At 59.5% G+C, this 19,284-nt stretch carries 15 protein-coding genes; 10 read left to right on the top strand and 5 right to left on the bottom strand.

Going from position 1 to position 19,284, the window contains the following annotated elements; all coding sequences use genetic code 11:
- Nucleotides 1-144: 144 nt before the first annotated feature.
- Nucleotides 145-1,413, bottom strand: a complete 1,269-nt coding sequence (locus DES53_RS27200; RefSeq protein WP_211325713.1) for a hypothetical protein — start codon at nt 1,411-1,413, stop codon at nt 145-147.
- 38 nt (nt 1,414-1,451) lie between these two features.
- Nucleotides 1,452-2,795: an FAD-dependent oxidoreductase gene (locus tag DES53_RS27195; protein WP_113961484.1), complete on the bottom strand. Its 1,344-nt coding sequence runs from the start codon at nt 2,793-2,795 to the stop codon at nt 1,452-1,454.
- 241 nt (nt 2,796-3,036) lie between these two features.
- Between DES53_RS27195 and DES53_RS27190 the strand changes: the two genes are divergently transcribed.
- The 8 genes from DES53_RS27190 to DES53_RS27155 all read left to right on the top strand — a co-directional run bounded on the left by DES53_RS27190 (nt 3,037) and on the right by DES53_RS27155 (nt 12,434).
- On the top strand, nt 3,037-4,299 hold the full coding sequence (locus tag DES53_RS27190; RefSeq protein ID WP_113961483.1) for an argininosuccinate synthase: 1,263 nt from the start codon (nt 3,037-3,039) through the stop codon (nt 4,297-4,299).
- A gap of 259 nt (nt 4,300-4,558) precedes the next feature.
- Nucleotides 4,559-5,212, top strand: coding sequence for a dTDP-4-dehydrorhamnose 3,5-epimerase family protein (locus DES53_RS27185; RefSeq protein ID WP_211325712.1), 654 nt, complete (start codon nt 4,559-4,561; stop codon nt 5,210-5,212).
- Nucleotides 5,213-5,257: 45 nt separating this feature from the next.
- Nucleotides 5,258-6,301 (top strand): glycosyltransferase family 2 protein, encoded by a 1,044-nt coding sequence (locus DES53_RS27180; protein ID WP_113961482.1) that lies wholly within the window; start codon nt 5,258-5,260, stop codon nt 6,299-6,301.
- 89 nt (nt 6,302-6,390) lie between these two features.
- Nucleotides 6,391-7,302 carry an ADP-ribosylglycohydrolase family protein gene (locus tag DES53_RS27175; RefSeq protein ID WP_113961481.1) on the top strand — a complete coding sequence of 304 codons (912 nt, stop codon included), beginning with the start codon at nt 6,391-6,393 and terminating at the stop codon, nt 7,300-7,302.
- A 75-nt stretch (nt 7,303-7,377) separates the two neighbouring features.
- Nucleotides 7,378-8,295, top strand: a complete 918-nt coding sequence (locus tag DES53_RS27170) for a M28 family peptidase (RefSeq protein WP_170157451.1) — start codon at nt 7,378-7,380, stop codon at nt 8,293-8,295.
- A gap of 238 nt (nt 8,296-8,533) precedes the next feature.
- The gene (locus DES53_RS27165) at nt 8,534-9,574 is read left to right on the top strand and encodes a caspase family protein (protein WP_170157450.1); all 1,041 of its coding nucleotides are present in this window, start codon (nt 8,534-8,536) and stop codon (nt 9,572-9,574) included.
- Between the two features lie 192 nt (nt 9,575-9,766).
- On the top strand, nt 9,767-10,726 hold the full coding sequence (locus DES53_RS27160) for a caspase family protein (protein WP_170157449.1): 960 nt from the start codon (nt 9,767-9,769) through the stop codon (nt 10,724-10,726).
- An 85-nt stretch (nt 10,727-10,811) separates the two neighbouring features.
- Entirely contained in the window at nt 10,812-12,434 is a 1,623-nt protein-coding gene (locus DES53_RS27155; protein WP_113961477.1) for a trypsin-like serine peptidase, read from the top strand.
- Between the two features lie 160 nt (nt 12,435-12,594).
- On the opposite strand, the gene DES53_RS27150 is transcribed toward DES53_RS27155, so the two are convergent.
- The 3 genes from DES53_RS27150 to DES53_RS27140 form a co-directional block, all read right to left on the bottom strand.
- A complete protein-coding gene (locus DES53_RS27150; RefSeq protein ID WP_113961476.1) occupies nt 12,595-13,125 on the bottom strand; it encodes a GNAT family N-acetyltransferase in 531 nt (176 codons plus the stop codon).
- An 87-nt stretch (nt 13,126-13,212) separates the two neighbouring features.
- On the bottom strand, nt 13,213-14,616 hold the full coding sequence (locus tag DES53_RS27145; protein WP_113961475.1) for a hypothetical protein: 1,404 nt from the start codon (nt 14,614-14,616) through the stop codon (nt 13,213-13,215).
- A gap of 45 nt (nt 14,617-14,661) precedes the next feature.
- Nucleotides 14,662-15,222, bottom strand: coding sequence for a YqhG/Tai3 family protein (locus tag DES53_RS27140; protein ID WP_113961474.1), 561 nt, complete (start codon nt 15,220-15,222; stop codon nt 14,662-14,664).
- Nucleotides 15,223-15,744: 522 nt separating this feature from the next.
- Between DES53_RS27140 and DES53_RS27130 the strand changes: the two genes are divergently transcribed.
- Entirely contained in the window at nt 15,745-17,127 is a 1,383-nt protein-coding gene (locus tag DES53_RS27130) for a Gfo/Idh/MocA family protein (protein ID WP_113961472.1), read from the top strand.
- Entirely contained in the window at nt 17,124-19,277 is a 2,154-nt protein-coding gene (locus DES53_RS27125) for a beta-galactosidase (protein ID WP_113961471.1), read from the top strand. The genes DES53_RS27130 and DES53_RS27125 overlap by 4 nt, the downstream gene beginning before the upstream one ends.
- Nucleotides 19,278-19,284 lie beyond the last annotated feature (7 nt).

Genomic DNA, 19,284 nt, shown 5'->3' with positions numbered 1-19,284 from the left:
CCCTCACCGCAGTCATGCGACAACTCCTCACGGTGCTCAACGCCCTCTTGAAAAATCCTGACTTCCGCCTTGCGTGAAACACCGTTGCTCCAAATCGTTAGTCGCAATGCTCCTGTGGAGAGCGAGTGCAAATACGGCCAAACCTCACCACACCCCACTCCTCCTCGCCTTCCAATACGCCGCGAGGTGGTAGATGATGCCGCAGCTGGAGTTGTGCAGGTAGTCGGTCTGAAGAAGAACGTCCTGCAACTGCTGCTTCTGCGGAGCGGACATCGCGGGTGGGTCGGCCATCAGGGGGAGAAGTGAGGCTTCACCGGCTTCGCGGGTGATGTGCCAGATCTCGCGGTAGGGTCCCCACTGGGGATTGGGATAGCCCTTCTGATTTTTCCATACCGGGACCGTACGCCAGTCGGGGCCGAGCATGCGCATTTCCTCGGGCGTCTTCTTCGCGATGATCTTCACGGTGTGATCCAATCGCTTTTCACCCAAGCCGCCGACCTTCAGCATGATGTCTTGAATCTGTTTCTTGAGAGCGCTGTCGGGTTCCAGGGCATAGAGCAGTTCCAGGGAGGCCTGCATCTGTAGGAGGGCATAGGCGGGTTTGCTCTCCACCGGAGTCGTGGACTGCGCGATCGCCTCGGCCGCATACTTGCGCCACTGCTCGCGGTACCGTTCGTTTTGGGTGACATCCCACGCGGCAGCGTAGATCATGGGAAGGCGGGCGGCTTCGTGGGCCTGCACATTCCACATGCGGCAGATGCCGAGCGGGCAGCGCTGGCCATCGGCGCGGCAGAAGTCGTAGTCATTTTCCGGCGTGACGAAAGCAATCATGCGCTCGGCGACCTCGGTGCACAGCTTGCGGATTTCCACCTTGGCGGGTTCATCCACCAGAGGGCTGTGATAGTACTTCCACAGGCCGTGGACATAGTGGGTGACCTGGTCGCGGGAGGAATTGATGTAGACGCTCTTGCGGTCCTCGGGACACACGTTGCGGGCTACATAGCCGGGCACGCCATGCACGGTGCCACAGAGCTTCATGCCGCGGAAGACCTGGGCAGCTTTTGAGCGCAGGTCTTTTTCCTTCGTCACCGCGTAGCGATCACAGAGCATGCTGAGCACTGCACCGCCAAGGATCATGCCATCCTCCATGCCGGTGCTGTAGCCGCAGGGATTGGGGTACTGGCGCTTCACCTCTTCCGCCGTGGGCAGATGCGCCTGCTCCTTCCCTGGCTCGTAGCTGCTCAGGTAGTCCATGAAGGTCTCCACGTCCTTGTGGAAGAAGCGGGTCCAGGCGACATCCCACGCCTGATTCATCTGTTTCTCAAGACTCGCATTGGCAGGTGGAGTCTCCGCATGCGCGGAAACAAGGCTGGCCACGAACAACAAACTGGGAAGAACAAAAGAGAATTTCATCACATCAACAACACACCACGGTTTCGCCATCATGATCCTTAAGCCTTGCCGTGCAGTTGCGCCAGCTTCGCGGCAGCATCTTTCCACACAATGTCATGCGGCTGTTGCTTGCCCCCGGCTGCCAGGGCGGCGGTGACACCGGCGGCTTCGCCCATGGCAACGGCGTTGCCGGTGACGCGGTAACTGGCGTGGGAGATGAAGTCGCCACTGATGCAGCGTCCAGCCATCATGAGGCCATCCACATCCTTCGCAATGAGGGCGCGCAAAGGGATGTGATAGGGCTTGGTCTTCACACCGGCGTTGTGATAGGCGGCGGTCTCATTGTCCTTCTTCGTCACGGCGTGGATGTCCACGTTGAAGGTGACGGTCACCACGCCATCTTCCTGCTGACGACCTTCGATGAGGTCGTCCTTGCTCATCACGTAGCGGCCCTTGATGCGGCGTCCGTCTCGCACGCCAATCTGCTCCGCCGTGGCCACGAGCAGCAGGCCATCCCACGCGCCACCGAGCTTGCGCAGACCACGCGTGATGGTGTGAATCTCACTGCGTGCGCGGAAGGTGGCCTCGGTAATGGCGGCAGCGTCATCGGCACGTACGGCGTACTCGTGATTGATCATCAGGTTGAAGAGACCATCTCGCACGTGGAAGAGCGAAGGCGTGCCATAGGTCGCCTTGTGACCGAAGCGGGCCATCTCGTTGCGAAAATTTTCCACGGGCTCCTTGCGCCACGAGGGCGCGCCGTAGTGCGAGGCAAAGGGACGCAGCTTCTCTGGGTCGGGTACGGTGACCATGGCCATCATGGTCATGGGCTGGCAGGGGCAGGCCTTGCTCTCACCGAGTTCCCACTCGCAGCCAGCGAGATTGCCGAGATCGCCATCGCCGGTGGCATCAATGAAGACGCGCGCCTTCCACGCCTGTCTGCCGGACTTGGACTCTGTGACTACGGTGGTGAGGCGATTGGCGCTGTCTTTGTAAGCGGCCACGATGCGGCTGAAGAGCTGCACCTTCACGCCGGACTGCACGCACAGTTCCTCCAGCAACTGCTTCATTTCCTCCGGGTCATAGAAGTACGCCTTTGCGCCATTCGGATTGTAGGAGGAACGTTCCTTGAGCTTGTCGATGATCTCCTGGTTGAAGCCGCTGTTCTTCGCGTCCAGCACGTAGCTCAGGAGGCCCGCGGTCCACACCCCGCCGAGGCAGCCGTGCACTTCGAAGAGGCGGACCTTCGCACCCGTGCGGGCCGCCATGATTGCCGCTGCGATGCCGGCAGGCCCGGAACCGCATACGATGACATCCACATCGTCCTTGATGGGCATCTGCCGGACCGGCTCCAGCAGGCCGCAGCTGCCAAGCGCGGGATCCGCCGGCTCTGTCTCACCCATGGCCAACCCTGCAACAAGGGGGGCGCTGGCGAGGCTTGTGAGGAAGCGCCGTCGGCTCGCGCCTGGGGAAGAGGAATTTTGAGAAGGAAAAGGCATGCCTGAGACTAATGGCTCCCGGGGCCTTTTCTTGCAGCAGGTCCGGTCCTGTGAATGCCGCGGTTTCGAGATCCCCTTGTCACAAGCACGATCTTGCGCCCGGGCCATTCTGTGGAACCTTCCCGGCCCTCTCATTTCTCCGACCATGGCCAAACAAAAAATCGTTCTCGCATACTCCGGCGGTCTCGACACCTCCGTGCTCCTCTCCTGGATCAAGGATACCTATGACGCTGAGATGATCGCCTTCTGCGCGAACATCGGCCAGGAAGATGAGCTCAAGGGCCTTGAAAAGAAGGCCAAGCAGACCGGCGCGAGCAAGATCTACATCGACGACCTCCAGGACGAGTTCGCTGCGGACTTCATCTACCCGATGATGCAGGCGGGAGCCATCTATGAAGGCCAGTACTTCCTGGGCACCAGCATTGCGCGCCCGCTCATTGCGAAGCGCATGGTGGAAATCGCCAAGAAGGAAGGCGCTACTGCCATCGGCCACGGCGCCACGGGCAAGGGCAATGACCAGGTGCGCTTCGAGCTCACGACGGCGGCGCTTGCCCCGGATCTCGAAATCATCGCCCCCTGGCGCGATGAGCGCTTCCGCAATGAGTTCCCTGGTCGTGCCGAGATGATTGCCTACTGCGCGGAGAAGAAGATTCCCGTGCAGGCCAGCGCGAAGAAGCCCTTCTCCATGGACCGCAACCTCCTGCACATCTCGTACGAGGCGGGCATCCTGGAAGACCCGTGGTTCGACGCGGGCGACAAGAAGAACAAGGACTACTTCACCGTGCTGTCCGTGTTCCCCGAAGACGCCCCGGACAAGGCCGAGTACGTCACGCTTGATTTCGTGAAGGGCAATTGCGTGGCCGTGAACGGCAAGGAACTGTCCCCGCTCAAGGTCATGCAGGTGCTCAACAAGCTGGGCGGCAAGCACGGTGTGGGCCGCGTGGACATGGTGGAGAACCGCTTCGTGGGCATGAAGAGCCGCGGTGTTTATGAGACCCCCGGCGGCGCCATCCTGCACTTTGCGCATCGCCAGATTGAGAGCCTCACCATGGACCGCGAAGTCATGCACTTGCGTGACAGCTTGATTCCGAAGTATGCCGAGCTCGTGTACAACGGTTTCTGGTATGCGCCGGAGCGCCTCGCCATCCAGGCCCTCGTCACGGAGAGCCAGAAGAACGTCACCGGCACGGTCCGCGTGAAGCTCTTCAAGGGCGGCATCCATGCCGCGGGTCGCAAGTCCCCGGTGAGCCTGTACAACCCGCACATTGCCACGATGGAAGCGGACCCCACCAAGGCCTATAACCAGGACGACGCGACCGGATTCATCCGCCTCAACGGCCTGCGTCTGCGCGTGAACTCCCAGGTGAACGGCGCGAAGAACCTGGGCAGCGTGGGCAAAGCCAAATAGTCATCTCACAGCCGAGATTGTTTTCTCACTCACAACCGGCAGCCAGGTGACTGGCTGCCGGTTTTTTGTAGGCATGTGTGAAACGAAGTGATTGTTTCGCAGGGATCGGCACTAGCTTAGTGCCGTCATCCACGTTTGCATCACACAGAGGGAAGCAGGGAAGCATGGTGCATGACTTTGAGATGTGGCTCCGCACCCTGAAGTCTCACCGCCGGCACTAAGGCTAGTGCCGCTCCCTGCGACTCGCTTCCGCCTCCTCTTGGAACGCGAAGTCGTTGCCATGATGATGATGGCGAGAGCCATCCATTCCCATTGCCACACCATGCACCTTGGACTACAGGGCTCGCACATGCCCATGCCAGACTCGGAAGACATTCAGGACCGTTTGATTGCCGCTGCCGTAGCGGATTCACAAAGTGTGGATGCAAGTGGGCGGTCCACCCGGGCCCTGGTGCATGGGGTGAAGATTCGCGATCTGACGCTTCACACGGACGAGCGTGGAACAGTTTGTGAGATGTTCGATCCACGCTGGGCCTGGCATGAGGATCCGCTGGTGTTTGTCTATCACTTCACCATCCGCCCCGGCTGGGTGAAGGGCTGGGCCATGCACCAGTGTCATGAGGACCGCTACTGCCTGCTGCAGGGGGAGATGAAACTGGTGATGTATGATGCGCGGCCAGACTCGCCCACGCACGGACAGGTCAACGAGATCTATCTTTCCGAGCAGCGTCGCCAGCTGGTGAATGTACCCGCAGGCGTGTGGCATGCGGATGAAAATATTGGGAACAAGGACCTGATGGTGGTGAATTTCCCCACCATCCAGTATGACCATGCGGCGCCGGACAAGATTCGTCTGCCGCTGGACACGGATTTGATTCCCTATCGATTCCGGGATGTGAAAGGCGAACAGTGAGGTCTGGCCCGACTTGCCACTGACCAGACAATATTTTCTTCACCCATGAAGCTCAGCATCCTGCTGCCGACGCACAACCGGCCCGATGTCATCCCATTTGCCATCGAGTCCCTGCTGGCACAGTCGTTCACGGACTTCGAGCTGTTGGTCTGTGGAGATGGCTGCACGGACTCCACCGGTGAGGTCGTTTCCCGCTACGTCGCTACTGACTCGCGTGTTCGCTGGTTTGATCTTCCGAAAGGGATGGGGCTCGGTTATGCGAACAGGAACACGGTGCTTCGTGAGGCGCGGGGGGAACTCATCGCGTTCATGGCGCATGATGACCTGGTCACCCGTGACCACCTTGCTCTGCTGGTACAGGCCATGGAGGATCCCGGGGCTCATTTTGTGTATACAGACGCAGCTTGGGTGGGGCGTGGTGGTACCATTGTGCCGGCAGTTTTTCACCTGCAGGACAAGGTCATGCGCGAGGAGTACTTCGCAAATCGCTGGAGCCGGTTGCCCTCCTCGTGCGTCATGCACCGGCGTGAGGCATTTGAGAAAGTGGGATACTGGAATGACCAGATGCCACGGGGAGGAGATTTGGAACTGTGGACCCGCATCATGCGTGCCTACGGGACGGAATCCATCCGCCATGTGACCGTGCTCACCTGCCTGCACTTCCGGGCGCACTGGCGGGGAGATCAACTTGCCCCTGATACGGAACCGGTCTGGAATCAGCTGCATGAGGAGCCCGGACGTTTTTCAGAGGCCATGCGATGGCCCGTACCGGAGGGCATGGTGGAGCAGGAGGCCTTTTGGCAGCGCTTGAGATCCGAGCCGGAAATCGTGCCCCAACTGCGGGACGCCTGTCGCCGTGCCGTGGTCACGTACACATGGCATCTGGAGCAGCACCTCTCTGTGCAGCGCGGACTGCCTCCGGTTGCCGAACTTGGGAAAAAGATCGACTCCCTGCGCGAGCAGAAAGCTGAACTCAAAGCCAAGCTCGCCGAGCGTGCCGCGAAGTTGCAGCGCCTGAAGGAGGAACTGGAACGCGTGAGGCGTGAAGGCAAGCTGCCCGGGTGGCTCCGATGGCTCGGGCGAAAGTAGACAGGTGGCCACGTGTTTCTGGTGGGGCGCGGCACGGAACACGAACTCTGTCTTCCAGTAGTAGATCCCTCTGTGATAAAACCTCCATCATGAGCCGGCCTGCACTCTCCGCTGAACTTGAACGTGCTCTCCTCAGCCTGGATGGACTCGCCATCGGCGATGCGCTCGGAGAGATGCTGGCGTATCGCTATGATGAGGCGGCGAAGAGAATCCAGGACGATTCCATGCCGGCCGGGCCGTGGTTTCACACGGATGACACGGAGATGGCCATCGCGGTGGTGGAGACGCTGCGGCTGGCACGCGGCATCGACCAGGATACGCTCGCGTTCTATTTCGCGCGGCGGTTCGATGCGGCCCCGGACCGTGGGTACGGCAAGATGACGCGCATGCAGTTGCGCAGTGTGTTGGAGGGGAAGCCTTGGCGCGTGGCTTCGGCCTCGGCGTTCAGCGGGCGCGGGTCCATGGGAAATGGGAGTGCGATGCGCGTGGCGCCAGTGGGTGGATATTTCGCGGATAATCTGCTGCGGGCCTGTAGCGAGGCGCGCCTGTCATCCGAGGTCACGCACATGCATCCTGAGGGGATTGCTGGTGCCATCGCAGTGGCGGCAGCAGCGGCCATGGCGTGGCAGACGCGGGAGATGGAGTCTGCGGAGCGTTGGAGGATTCTTTTTGAGGCGGTCATCAATCACACGCCGCCGGGTGAGGTGCAGCGTGGGCTGGAGAAGGCTGTGGGTTTGACGGGTGCTTCCATCGAGGATGCCGCACGCGCGCTGGGAAATGGCGCGCTGGTCACCGCTCCGGATTCCGTTCCTTTCGCCGTCTGGTGCGCCGCGACACACCTCCAGGATTTTCCGGGGGCCATCAGTGCGGCCATCAGTGGAGGAGGGGACTGTGATACCATCGCCGCCATGGCAGGAGGCATTGTGGCGCTCAGCGTGGGTCGGGAGGGCATCCCCGTCCGGTGGTTGCAAGCGCGGGAGCGGCTGCCTTTTGACCCCTAAATGCAATCTGGGCATATTTCAAAGTTGTGCGGAAGGAGGGTCGGGGGAATGATGCGCCCCCAAAAAATTTGTTGTATGGAGTTAAGGAACGCAGCACACACAGAGCCGGGCCAGGTGGCGCCGGAACTGGTTGCACTGATATCTACCATCTCACCGGACTGGCTGCGCAAGTGGGTGGAGGGCATCAGCCTTCCCCGGCACTATTCCGCGAATGCGGAGGCGAACCAGGCGGCGGCCCGCTGGCTGGCCACGCAACTTGCTGGATGGGGCTACCAGGTGGACTTGCAGGGGCAGTACCTGAATGTAGTCGCCCGGCCCCCGGGTATCACCCGTCCGGTGCTTCTGGTCGCGGCCCACTATGACAGTGTGCCGAACATGCCGGGTGCGGACGATAACGGCAGCGCCGTGGCCGCCTTGCTCGCCTGCGCCTGGACCTGCCGGAACTGGCGGCGGGACCTGCCCGTGGCTTTTGTCGCCTTCAACCGCGAGGAGGACGGCCTCTTGGGCAGTGAAGACTACGTGGCCGCGCTCTCGCCAGAGGAACGCGAGAGCATCCAGTGCGTGCACGTGCTGGAGATGGTGGGCTACGCAGACCACAAGTACAACACCCAAAAGGTACCGCCGGGCTTGCCTGTGCAGTTCCCCAGCCAGGGGAACTTCCTGGGACTGGTGGCCAATGCGCAGAGCACTTCACACATGATGGACGTGCTGACGATTGCACACACCTACCTGCCCAAGTTTCCCGTGCTCGGCCTTCCTCTGCCTCCCGGCACGGAGCCTCTGTTTCCAGTGCTGCACCGCAGTGACCATGCCTCCTTCTGGGAAGCCGGCGTGCCGGCCATCATGTGGACGGACACGGCGGAGTTCCGGAATCCCCATTATCACATGCCTACGGATTTGCCGGGGACGCTGAACTATACCTTCCTGCTACAAGTCACCCAGGTGCTGGTGGCCACGGTGGTGACGGAGGTGATGAGGCTGGAGAGGAATTGAGTCCGTTTGCGCTCACAGGCGGACTCCCCCCAGGCGGCTATCCCACATCTGGTAGCATGGCACTTTTCAGAGGGAGCCGCTCTTGCCCCAAGTGCATTGCGCCATCACAAAGGATGGTCGCCGGAGCAGAGTGCCTGTATGTGCTGAAAGAGGATGGGCTCTGCCGAATGCTTGATGACGTGCATGGCCCTAGACATTTACCAGTATCTGGAGCAATCGGTATGCCATGCGAATAGTCATGGTCACCGCCGCGGCCGCCCTAGTGTGTCTGTCCTCCTGCAAGTCACTGCGTATTCATCGGGAAGAACCCGAAAAGGCGGTTACGGCCATGGCTCTTGCGATAGGCCTGAACAGATTGGATCCCGCGCATTACACCAATAAACTCGATCCTTTGTATGGATGTGAAAATGATGCTGCCGCCATGATGCAGGTGGCGCAGGCCCAGGGGTTCTCCGCCTCCATGCTCAGGAGCAAGGAAGCCACCAAGGCGGCAGTGCGAAAGAAGATTCTCGAGGCCGCTGCCATCTTGAAGGACGGCGATATTTTTGTCCTGAGTTATTCAGGCCACGGCAATGTGATATGGGATAGCAGCAACGATGAAAAGGATGCGGTGGACGAAACCTTGTGCCTCTATGACGGCCAGATGGTGGATGATGAACTCGCGGAATTCTGGACCCACTTTGCCAAGGGGGTTCGCATCGTGGCCTTCTTTGACAGTTGTCACAGTGGCACAGCGCCCACGGCCCCTCTCGATTTCCGGGCCGCAGGTCAACCACTGGACCGATTCCCTCCGACGTATCCGCCGCATGCGCACATTCATCCAGTTGTTGCTCCCTTGGGCGGGCCAATGTTTGAAGAAGGCTTCTTGTGGCGCTTCTTCTTTCCGGAAAGCACGCTGGCCGTGATCAAAGAGGAAGACGATAACAAAGCCATGGGGGACAAATTGCTCCCGGGAGAGATTGCCGACGCGATTAGTGACATGCCTGAAAACAAAAGACTCGGCAGGAACGTGCCACCTGAAAGGGAAAGTCGCGCACGAACGCGGGCGTCCCTGCTCTCGATATCTGCGTGCCAAGATGGCGAGCTGACCCAGGACGGAATCATCAACAGCATATTTACGAGAGCCCTGCTCAAGACATGGGACGGTGGCAACTTTAAAGGTTCATATCGAAGTTTCCACAGGGCCATCACCAGACGGCTCGAGTCACAACGTCCCAACTTCTTTCGTCATGGGGCGCGCAAGCTGTCCTTCGAGTGGGAGCGTCCTTGGACGAAGTGAATATTGCAGTGCCTCGAACAATGGCTCTGGCTGCCGGGCTTCGAGTGGCCGCCTTGGGTCGGGTCTAGTGCCATCCAATTTGTCGATGCATGCGAAAAGATCTTGTCCTTCCAGTGGTGGATGATAAAACATCGGATTTTAGTGCGCGTCGTCAGCGCGCATGGTTCCTCGCTCATGCATTTTTCTGCCCATATGAAAATACCGTCTATTCCGGCCCTGATGACCGCGCTTTTGATGAGCTGCCTGAGCGCATGTAGCAGCACCAAAGTCGCTGATTCAGAAGGTGCTTCCAATGCCCCTGAAAATGGGGGCGTGGCTCCTGGCACGGGGAAGGCGGTGGCTCTCGCGGTGGGGGTGAACAAAGTTGCTCCAGGCCCCTACAACGGTGGTCTCAAGCTGCTGAAGAACTGTGTGCACGATGCGAAAGCCATGGCGGGCATCGCGAAGGCCCGCGGCTTTACTGCCACAACCCTGCTGGATGGCCAGGCGACTCGTGCCGCAGTCAGGAAGCAGATTCTCAGTTATGCCGGATCTCTCAAGTCAGGTGATATTTTTGTGTTCAGTTATGCAGGACATGGATCCCAAGCGCCTGACAAGAATAACGACGGAGAGGACGATGGTTTGGATGAGACTCTTTGCCTCTACGACGGTCAGATGCTCGATGATGAGCTCGCTGAGATGTGGACGCACTTTGCCAAGGGTGTTCGCATCGCGGTGTACTTTGACAGCTGCCATAGCGGGACAGGTCTCAAGAACTTTGACCCGGGGCAACCCGCCTCGCCTGCTTCCGGTGAGCTCACGCGCACCGTTCCGTGGTCCATTCAAGAGAAGATACTCGCACTGGATGCGAACAAGGATCTGGGCCGCGGGGTGCCCTCTGAGAGAGATAGCGTCGGGACCACCCAGGCCAGCGTGCTTCTGATTTCCGCCTGTCAGGATGATGAGGAGGCTGGGGATGGTCTTGGCGGCAATGGCACCTTCACGGGGGCCTTGCTGGGAGTGTGGCGTAACGGGGCGTTTTCCGGGTCGTACCGCCGCTTTCATACGGACATACGCAATGCCATTCCAGCCGGGGCACTTCAGAAGCCGAACTTCTATCTTGCAGGGAAGGACAACCCCGCCTTCATATCCCAGACACCGTGGACAAAGTAGTTGGGTGAACCCAACGTGACTTGGGTGCCTGGCTTCGCCGAGGCCATGAAGATGCCGTATCTCAACTTAGCAAAGGAGTAGCCCCATGCGCCGCGGATTTTCTTTTGCGGTGTTCGTGCACACTTGGATGCTTGGCGTCGCTTTTGCCCAGCAGCCCGTGGGGACGGCTCCCGTTCCGTCTCCTGCTGTTCCCACCCTTACCGAGCAGCCAGTCACGGCCACGGCACTGCTTCAGGCTGAATCCGCTCTGAAGGCGGGCGTCATCACTGAAAAAAGCGGAGAAGTTCTATTGGAAACACCCAAGGGTGATTTCACATTGCAAAATGGTGCGGCGCTCAAGCAAATCAAAGAGAAACTCCCGTTGCACCTCGCGCTCGACAAGACTTCGGGGGGGCGTTTCTACGTCAAAGTGAAGGACTTCAATGTGAAGTCCGTTGGCGCATTTAAGCAGGCCATGGACAAGCTGGATATGCCCAAGACCATGGACGCGCTCCGCGAGCAGACCAGGGACCTGGGCACCGCTGCCAAGGAAGCGATTGTCAAACCGCCCGCACAGCAGGATGTGGCCGGCCTGCTTGATCAATATCGGGAAACACGGTCCGCCGTGAACGAAGCCTACCAGAAAACGACAGATACAGCAATCAAGGCCCAGTTGGCCAAGCTCAAAGAAGACCTTGAGGTTGAGGAGCGGGCCTACTATGAAAACCGGAGAAGAGATGCCAGTACGGCTGCTGCTGTAAAGGAATATGTCGAAACACTCGACGTTGTCGAGAAGCGCTTCTACAACCTCAATGACAATTACAGGCCGGAAATCTATCCGCAAATTCATGACACATGCTCCTCGTGTGTGGCCATTGCCCGCGTGAATACGGCCATCCCTCTGGGCAGCGGCGTCATTATTGGAAAGAACCTGGTGCTGACCGCGAAGCACAATGTGGAGCCGTTGCGGGCGAAGGATTTCGCATCCAGTGAATACGAGGTGTGGCTGGATTTCGAGGAACGGCGCTTCACGCCCGCTCCGACCAAGATCATATGCGATTGCGAGGAAGTATACCGCAGTCCGGAACTGGACTTTGTACTATTGCGTGTGCGTCGGCGAGACGACGCACAGCCCATTGGACGGAAGCAGCTCGTCCTAAGTTCAAGCCGAGTCTTGCGTTGGACGCCTATTTTCCTTGTGGGCCATCCCCAGGGACTCAGCCGTACTGTCCATGACAGCAGCTGGGTTCTGTTTCCTCATTCCATTTCGAATCTTGAGCGCGCCGACATCGAAACCGACGTCATCAATGAAATGTTCATCGATGAAACGGCGGAGAATTATGAACAGCGCAAGCAGCGAGCTACCCTGGCCGCCACTTTGTGGATGAAAGATCAATACGGTCCCTTCGCTTCTGGAGACGAAACCGTTTATACGTTCCGCAAAGATGCCCAGGAGTGCATTGGCGCGGAATGCGACACCTTCCGAGGTGACTCTGGCGCTCCTGCGATACTGCGGGAAAACGGCAAAGTGGTGGGCATCCTCTTCAAAGGGCTCTCCGACGCAGGTGCTTCTGCAAATACAGACCAGCGCAGGGTGGCTGTCTCCAGCCGGCCCGGTGCCAAATATTTCGAGCGCATCCTGCCCATCACTTTGATTATCAAAGAGCTTGGGCTCGATAAGACTGATTCGAAATGGCGCGTCGATTATGAAGTCAAAGTTGAGAAATAGATCTCATCCGGCTTCCATCACCCGGGGCGTTAGCACGGTAGGTGGCAGGTCTTGGGGCCTTGCCCTTTCAAGGCTGTTGCGCCCATGCCATCAATCGGAAAATGCTCTTCGCGGTATTCCAGCAGCTGTAGGTTTCTTCCGGGAGGGGTTAGTCTATCAATCAAAGACTATCAACCGACCCACACTTCCGGTACAACACGTGATGGCGCAAAGGGTGGTCTTCTTCCAGCAGAGGGTGCATGAAATCATCATCCGAGTGGTGGGTGAACCCCAGGCGCTCCATTAACTTTCGCGACTTAAGATTGGAGGCTGTGGTGAAGGAGACCAATTGCTCAAGGTGCAAAATCGAAAAGGCGTAGTCGACCGCCTGTTGGGCGGCAGCGAAGGCAATGCCGCGGCCCCAGAATTCTCGCCGGAGTCGCCAGCCCACCTCGACACAAGGGGTGAAGTGGGCTGAAAATTTTGGTTCAGACAAGCCCGTGAACCCTGCGAAATCGCCATCCACTTCGACCGCCCACAGGCCCCATCCTCGCTGCTCAATCCCTTGCCGGAATCGTTGCATCGCCTCCCGGGATTCCTGAGCTGTTAACGGTCGTGGGAAGAATCGCATCACCTCGGCATCGGCATTCATGGAAGCGAAGGGCTCCATGTCGGCGTCGTGCCACTGGCGCAGTAGGATGGAGGACTTCATGTGTTTTTGCGGTCTCGCTTGCGACAGAAAGCCCCAGATTCACCTATTGATGGCATCAGGCTGTCAATCAAGCGTCAACCGCGATGCCTATCCATCCTTCCGCACCGGTAGCACGCGTGTCTTGCTCACCTTGAGTTTGGCGGGGCCGTCCTTTTCGCCGGGTGAGAATGCGCCTTCGATGATGGCTTCGTAGAAGCCGCTGGGCTCGGGGTCCTTGGGAATCGTTCCCATGACATGCGCTTCGAACTTGCCATCATCTTCGAGGAGCATCTTGGAAAGGGTGAACATGTAGTCCTCCGCTTCGTCGCCAGTCTTCTTCAGGCGCGTACCTGCGGGATGCTTGGATTTCTTCACTGCGTCTTCCGCGGCTGGCTTGAGTACTTCGAGCACATCATAGACGCCTGCGCAGGCACCATCTTTGATCCAGCCGACCTGCGCATACTCGGTGAACCACTTCTGCTCAGCGCGTACCAGAAAGCAGGCGGAGGAGGGAGACCAGTGCGCAATCAGCTCGTCATGGTTGAAACGCTGGCGCTCGCCGGGGTAGTCCATGTCGAGTTTCGCCAGGGTCTTTCCGCTGATGCGATTCATGAGAAAGTCGCCGTCATTCTCCAGCTCAGGTGTGAGTGGGCCGTCTGCCAGCTTGGTGGAGAAGGTGGGATAGTTTGGGCCGTCATCAGGACCTTCCATGAAGGCCAGCTTCTTCCAGTCGACGGGTCCTTTCTCATAGCCCCAGCCGATTTCATAGAGGCCGTCCGGACTGAGCGAGTCGGCGATGGGAAGCACCAGTGTGTCGGGCAAGGGCAGCCAGTCCTTGGGCCGGTCTTCCTGGGTCTGGGGAGTCTTGTCCTGAGGCGGTGCTTTCTTCAGGAGCCACGCGTCCCAGTCGCCAAACGCATAACGCCCAATGCCGGGCTTGAAACTACGGGCGATGTCGAAGGCGCGGACGGTGAGCTTGTGTCCCCAGCCTTCCAGGCCGGCGGGAATGGGGAGCACTTTTTCCGTAGCTTTGGCGAAGCTTGGCGCATTCTCACTCACGGGCACGCGGACGGCGACCAGGACGTTGTAGACGGGACTGCCGTTGTCGAAGAGGAACTGGCTTTCCGAGACACGCTTGGTCTTGCCGTCGGGGCTGGGGTCATGACGGGTGACCCGGTAGGCGTACACACGACTGTCGTTGAGGAAGTAATCCTTCTGTGCCACAACGTTGTCTTCCATGTGGCGTTCCGTCACCACTTCCACGCCATTTCCCAGACGGAGCACGAAGGTGTGGGACAGCGGAGGAAAGGCATTGGGGTGGGTGTGGTCCTGCCGCAGGATTTCGAGCTGGTCGAGCTTTTCGACCTGCAGGCGATGCATGTCTGCGAGCCGTTGGAGAACTTGGGGGGCCACCTTGCTGGCAGGTGCGGGCTGGGCATCGGCACTCCAGATCCTGTGGCAGCAACAGATACCAGTGACGGCCAGGATAAGGAGCACGGGAGAGAGTTTCATGACAAGGTAGGGTGAGGCGGTTCTGCGGAAGGGCCGAGCGTGTAATTACTCACGCACTTTGAGACTCTCTGAAAGCTTGCCTTCCGAGGCAAAGTCCCAGCCACCGCCGTAGAACACGTCGTCCACCAGCCAGTTTCCGGCAGGACCTTTGGTCAGGATGAGCGTGTCCGTCCATTTCGTGGTGCTCCCGCCTTCCGTGTAGGTGAAACTCACTGACACCTTCGCCTGGTCCGCGCTTACGCGGGCTTCACCTTCGGAGTGGGTCTGCGGTCCTTCAAAGAGGCTGGTGAAGAGGTCGCCATCGATCCACGGCGGCTTTTCGTCCGTTTGCTTCTTCATGAAGGCGGCCTGCTCGGCGCGTGCGGCTTCGACCAAGGAGATGAGCTTGGGGGAAAGGCGTGGCTGCAGTTCTGTCCAGGCTTCCTTGTGGGGAAGGCCTCTCACCTGGCGCTTGATGACGATGTCGTAAAAGGCCTTCGCGGCCGCCTTGGGGGTGTCGGTGTTTGCGGGTGTTTCGGCGCGGGTGGTGGTGGCGACTGGAATGAGGAACAGGCCAACCGCAGCGAGAAGGGTGGTCCTGCGGCGCGGGGAGTGATTTGAGTTCATGTTGAGAGTTGTGGAGATGAAGCAGGCGCTTCGCCGGGGAGCGATGCGCCTGTACAGAGTGTTTGTGCAGGGCGCAGTGGTTGTGACGCTTTTCTAAGCGGGGCAGGGGGGAATGCAAGGGATGGTGAGGGGGATGAAGGGCTGCAAGGGTTGGTTCGGTAGTGGGAGGGTGAGTTTGGGTGCAGGGTGTTCAACACAGAGACTCAACACAGAGACGCGGAGACACAGAGGTCACAGAGACTGAAAAATGCGAAATACGTCTGTTACTTGTGCTGGTCCTGCTCAGTTTCAGTCTCCGAAGTTCCTCTGCGTCTCCGTGTTTGATTCGTCCTGCCGTCCTCACCCTTCGGGCTGCTTCGCAGTCGTCTCGCTCCGCTCGGCGCTGTGTTGAATCCAATGCAGCCCGCCACACCCAGCAGCCCTTTCACAACCAACCCCACGTCTACCACCGGACATTTGTACGAGTATCCGTCACCATGGTCCTGAAACATCCGGGACGGGGCCATGTATCCTATCCCCATCATGCGTCATCATTTGTCCCAGTCCCCTGCATCTCGCATCCCTTCGCGCCGTGGTTTCCTCAAGACTGCGGCTGCCGCCATCGGTGCGCCGTTCATTCTGCCCAGTGGATCCTTTTCCAAGCCGTTGAACTCCACCCTGCAGGTCGCCGTGATTGGCGCGGATGGCATGGGCTACAGCGACATGACGAACATTGGCTCGCATGAGAAGGTGAAGTTCGTGGGCTTCTGCGACATCGACAGCAGTCGCTTCGCGAAGGCGGACAAGGCCTTCCCCGGCGTGGCGCATTTCGCCGACTACATGGAAATGTACAGCAAGCTGGGTGACGGTCTGGATGCCGTGTGCGTGGCCACGCCGGACCATTCCCATGCGCGTGCCAGCATCGAGGCCATGAAGCGTGGCAAGCATGTGTACTGCCAGAAGCCGCTCGCCCACACCGTGTGGGAGTGCCGTCAGATGAAGCTCTGGGCGGAGAAGAGCGGCGTCATCACCCAGATGGGAAATCAGATCCACTCAGACATCGCCTACCGCCTGGGTGTGCGTCTGCTGCGTGAGGGAGCGATCGGCAAGATCAAGGAAGTGCACTCGTGGGTGAGTGTGGATGGCCGCGAGCGAACCAGCTTCGACGACCGCCCGCCGAAGAGCCTGGAGTCCACCCCGCCCGCCAATGTGAATTGGGATCTGTGGATTGGGCCCGCACCCATGCGCCCGTATGTGTCCGATGCGTACCATCCCTTCGTGTGGCGTGACTGGCAGGACTTCGGCACAGGCGCGCTCGGCGATTTCGCCTGCCACATTTTGGATCCCATCTTCACCGCGCTGGAGCTGACTGCGCCCACCACGATTCGCGCCGAGCATTCCGGCACGAACAAGGAAGTGTGGCCTGGTCCTGAGAGGGTGTACTACACCTTCCCCGGGACGGACTTCACCGCGGGCAAGACGATTGCCGTGACCTGGTATGACGGCAAGCTGCAGCCGCCGAAGGAACTCGCGCAGATGCCGGACAATCTCAGCCTGCCCAAGGCGGGCTCCCTCATCATCGGTGAAGGCGGCAATATGATCCTGCCGCACGTGGCCGGACCGCGCATGTATCCACAGGAGAAGTTCCAGACCTTCGCTTACCCCAAGGACGTGGTGGGTCTCAATCACCGTCACGTCTGGGTGGATGCCATCTTCGAAGGCAAGAAGACCAGCGATGGTTTCCACTATGCGGCTCCGCTCTCAGAGACGGTGCAGCTCGGCAACGTCGCTGCTCGCTTCCCGGGTGAGACGCTGGAGTGGGATGCGGCCCAGATGAAGATCAGCCGTGGTGCCGTTGATAGCACCCCTGCGCAGGCCATGCTCACCCGTGAGTACCGCAAGGGATTTGAAGTCACGCCTGTGTGAATCACCGCTCATACGCCGCCCTCCTCGGAGTCCTGCTGTCCGGTTTCCTGACAGACACGGCGCTTGCTGAGGAGGCGACGCTGAGGCCGTGGCCGGAGTACCAGGTCATCCTCTGGGTGAGTGGTAAGTCGGTGGAGAAACCGGAGCGTGTGCCACTCTTCCTGCAGCGGGCGCGCGAGATGGGGGTGACGGCAGGCATGGTCACCGGAGAGGGTGACCCCGCCCACTATCTGAAGGCGGGCATGCCCTATTATGTGGAGAACATTGTCCGCACGGGTCTGTGCCTGAAATTTCGTTCGCCCGTCACGGATTGGAGCGGCTTCATTAACGGCTGGATGGAGAAGCGGGATGAAGCCGCCTTTGTGCGACCCTACTGCCTGGAGGACCCGGCATGGCTGGAGCAGTCGAAGAAGGAGGTGGTGCGCTCTGCCACGAAGCATCGCGAGCACCAGCCGCTGCTCTATGACCTGCGGGATGAGCTTTCCGTCACCACCTCGGCAAATCCCTTTGACTATGACTTCTCGCCGAAGAGCCTGCTGGGATTTCGTGCGTGGTTGAAGACAGAATACGGCACGCTGGAAAAACTCAACCAGCAGTGGGACACGGACTTCGCCACCTGGGAGGAGGTGCGCCCCTTCACCACGGACCAAATCAAGGCGCGCATGGTCACGGGTGAGCGCATGCCCAAGGGGCCGCCAGACTGGAGTGCGCTGAAGCGGGTGGAGTTTGACCCGTTTCTTGACCGTAGTGCGCTCGTGCGATGGAACTTCTCACCGTGGTGTGATTTTCGCTCGTACATGGACTCCGTGCTCGCGCGCTCGCTGCAGGCACTGAGGCTGTCTGCCCGCGAGGTGGATGCTGCTACTCCGGTGGGTATCGAGGGCACGCAGATGCCACATGCGTTCGGCGGGTATGACCTCTGGAAACTCTCGCAGAGTCTCGATTGGGTGGAGCCCTATGATGTGGCGAATGCGCGTGAAATCTTTGGCAGCTTCATGCCGGGCAAGCCTATTTTGGCCACGGTCTTCGAGAAGGAAACGAACCATGCCATGCGCCGCCTCTGGCATCTGCTGCTGGAAGGCGACAAGGGCTGCATCATCTGGTGGAGTGAGGATTGCGTAGACATGGCGAAGCCCGATGCGCCGCTCACGGAGAAGGGGAAAGCTCTTGCACCTGCGCTGAAAGAGATGACCTCACCTCTGGCGAAGCTCTTCTTGCGGGCGGAGAAGGAATACGACCCCATCGCCATCCATTACTCGCAGGCGAGCATCCAGGTGGCGTGGCTCATCGAGAGCACGGTGGATGGTCGCACGTGGCCGCGACGTTTCAGCAGTCACGAGGGCAAGCACAACCGGCATGCGCGGGTGCGCAATGGCTGGATGAAGCTGCTGCAGGACATGGGCTATTCACCGCGCTTTGTCAGCACGGAGCAGGTTGAGAAAGGAGAGCTGGAGGGCGGTGGCTACCGCATGTTTGTGATGCCGCAGAGTTATGCCATCACGGACCAGGAAGCTTTGGCCATCCATCGCTGGCGCACTCATCAGCCGGATGACCATTGGCGCATGGTGGCCAGCAATCCCACCGGAAGCTTCGATGGTCATGGCAGGTACACAGGCCCGAGGCAGCATCTGCTGCCCTACCTGTCCCGTACTACCGGTCAGTCGGCGCATCATCTCAAAGGTGGGGAAGAACTCGGTTCCGGCTCCCCGTACGACATGGCGCGCTATCCGGCCAATCGCCTCGGTGAGATGACCGCGGAGGAACGGGAGTACATGCCTGACCTGGCGAACACTTCCGTTGGCATCGAGCCACCACCCATCCGCATCGCCCTCGACGATTGCGTTCGCATCCATCGCTACAAGCTTGGGAACAATGCCCGGCTCATCGCGTTCGAGAGGAACATTGACTACCACATGAGCGAGGACCTCGCCCAGGCCGGTGGGAACGAAGCGCTGGAGAAACCCATTCAAACGCAGGCCCTGCTCAAGGAACCGGCCCATGTCTATGATCTGCGCACGGGCAAGTATCTTGGGAATATCAAGAGCATCACCGTCGATCTGGACCCGTGGAAGCCTTCACTGTACGCGCTTCTCAAGGAGAAGCTGCCGGAGGAAGCGAAGGTGATTGAGGTGCTGGGCGGTGGGAAGTGAGAGGGGG

The organism is Roseimicrobium gellanilyticum (genome assembly GCF_003315205.1).
GTDB classification, from domain to species: Bacteria; Verrucomicrobiota; Verrucomicrobiia; order Verrucomicrobiales; family Verrucomicrobiaceae; genus Roseimicrobium; species Roseimicrobium gellanilyticum.
This window is presented reverse-complemented; position numbering and strand designations above follow the sequence as displayed.

Bases quoted from the DNA above. Each gene is read 5' to 3' on its own strand.
- DES53_RS27195 (WP_113961484.1), bottom strand. From the start codon at position 2,795: ATGGGTGAGACAGAGCCGGCGGATCCCGCGCTTGGCAGCTGCGGCCTG.
- DES53_RS27160 (WP_170157449.1), top strand. From the start codon at position 9,767: ATGAAAATACCGTCTATTCCGGCCCTGATGACCGCGCTTTTGATGAGC.
- DES53_RS27200 (WP_211325713.1), bottom strand. From the start codon at position 1,413: ATGAAATTCTCTTTTGTTCTTCCCAGTTTGTTGTTCGTGGCCAGCCTT.
- DES53_RS27155 (WP_113961477.1), top strand. From the start codon at position 10,812: ATGCGCCGCGGATTTTCTTTTGCGGTGTTCGTGCACACTTGGATGCTT.
- DES53_RS27145 (WP_113961475.1), bottom strand. From the start codon at position 14,616: ATGAAACTCTCTCCCGTGCTCCTTATCCTGGCCGTCACTGGTATCTGT.
- DES53_RS27140 (WP_113961474.1), bottom strand. From the start codon at position 15,222: ATGAACTCAAATCACTCCCCGCGCCGCAGGACCACCCTTCTCGCTGCG.
- DES53_RS27190 (WP_113961483.1), top strand. From the start codon at position 3,037: ATGGCCAAACAAAAAATCGTTCTCGCATACTCCGGCGGTCTCGACACC.
- DES53_RS27150 (WP_113961476.1), bottom strand. From the start codon at position 13,125: ATGAAGTCCTCCATCCTACTGCGCCAGTGGCACGACGCCGACATGGAG.
- DES53_RS27180 (WP_113961482.1), top strand. From the start codon at position 5,258: ATGAAGCTCAGCATCCTGCTGCCGACGCACAACCGGCCCGATGTCATC.
- DES53_RS27175 (WP_113961481.1), top strand. From the start codon at position 6,391: ATGAGCCGGCCTGCACTCTCCGCTGAACTTGAACGTGCTCTCCTCAGC.
- DES53_RS27165 (WP_170157450.1), top strand. From the start codon at position 8,534: ATGGTCACCGCCGCGGCCGCCCTAGTGTGTCTGTCCTCCTGCAAGTCA.
- DES53_RS27170 (WP_170157451.1), top strand. From the start codon at position 7,378: ATGGAGTTAAGGAACGCAGCACACACAGAGCCGGGCCAGGTGGCGCCG.
- DES53_RS27130 (WP_113961472.1), top strand. From the start codon at position 15,745: ATGCGTCATCATTTGTCCCAGTCCCCTGCATCTCGCATCCCTTCGCGC.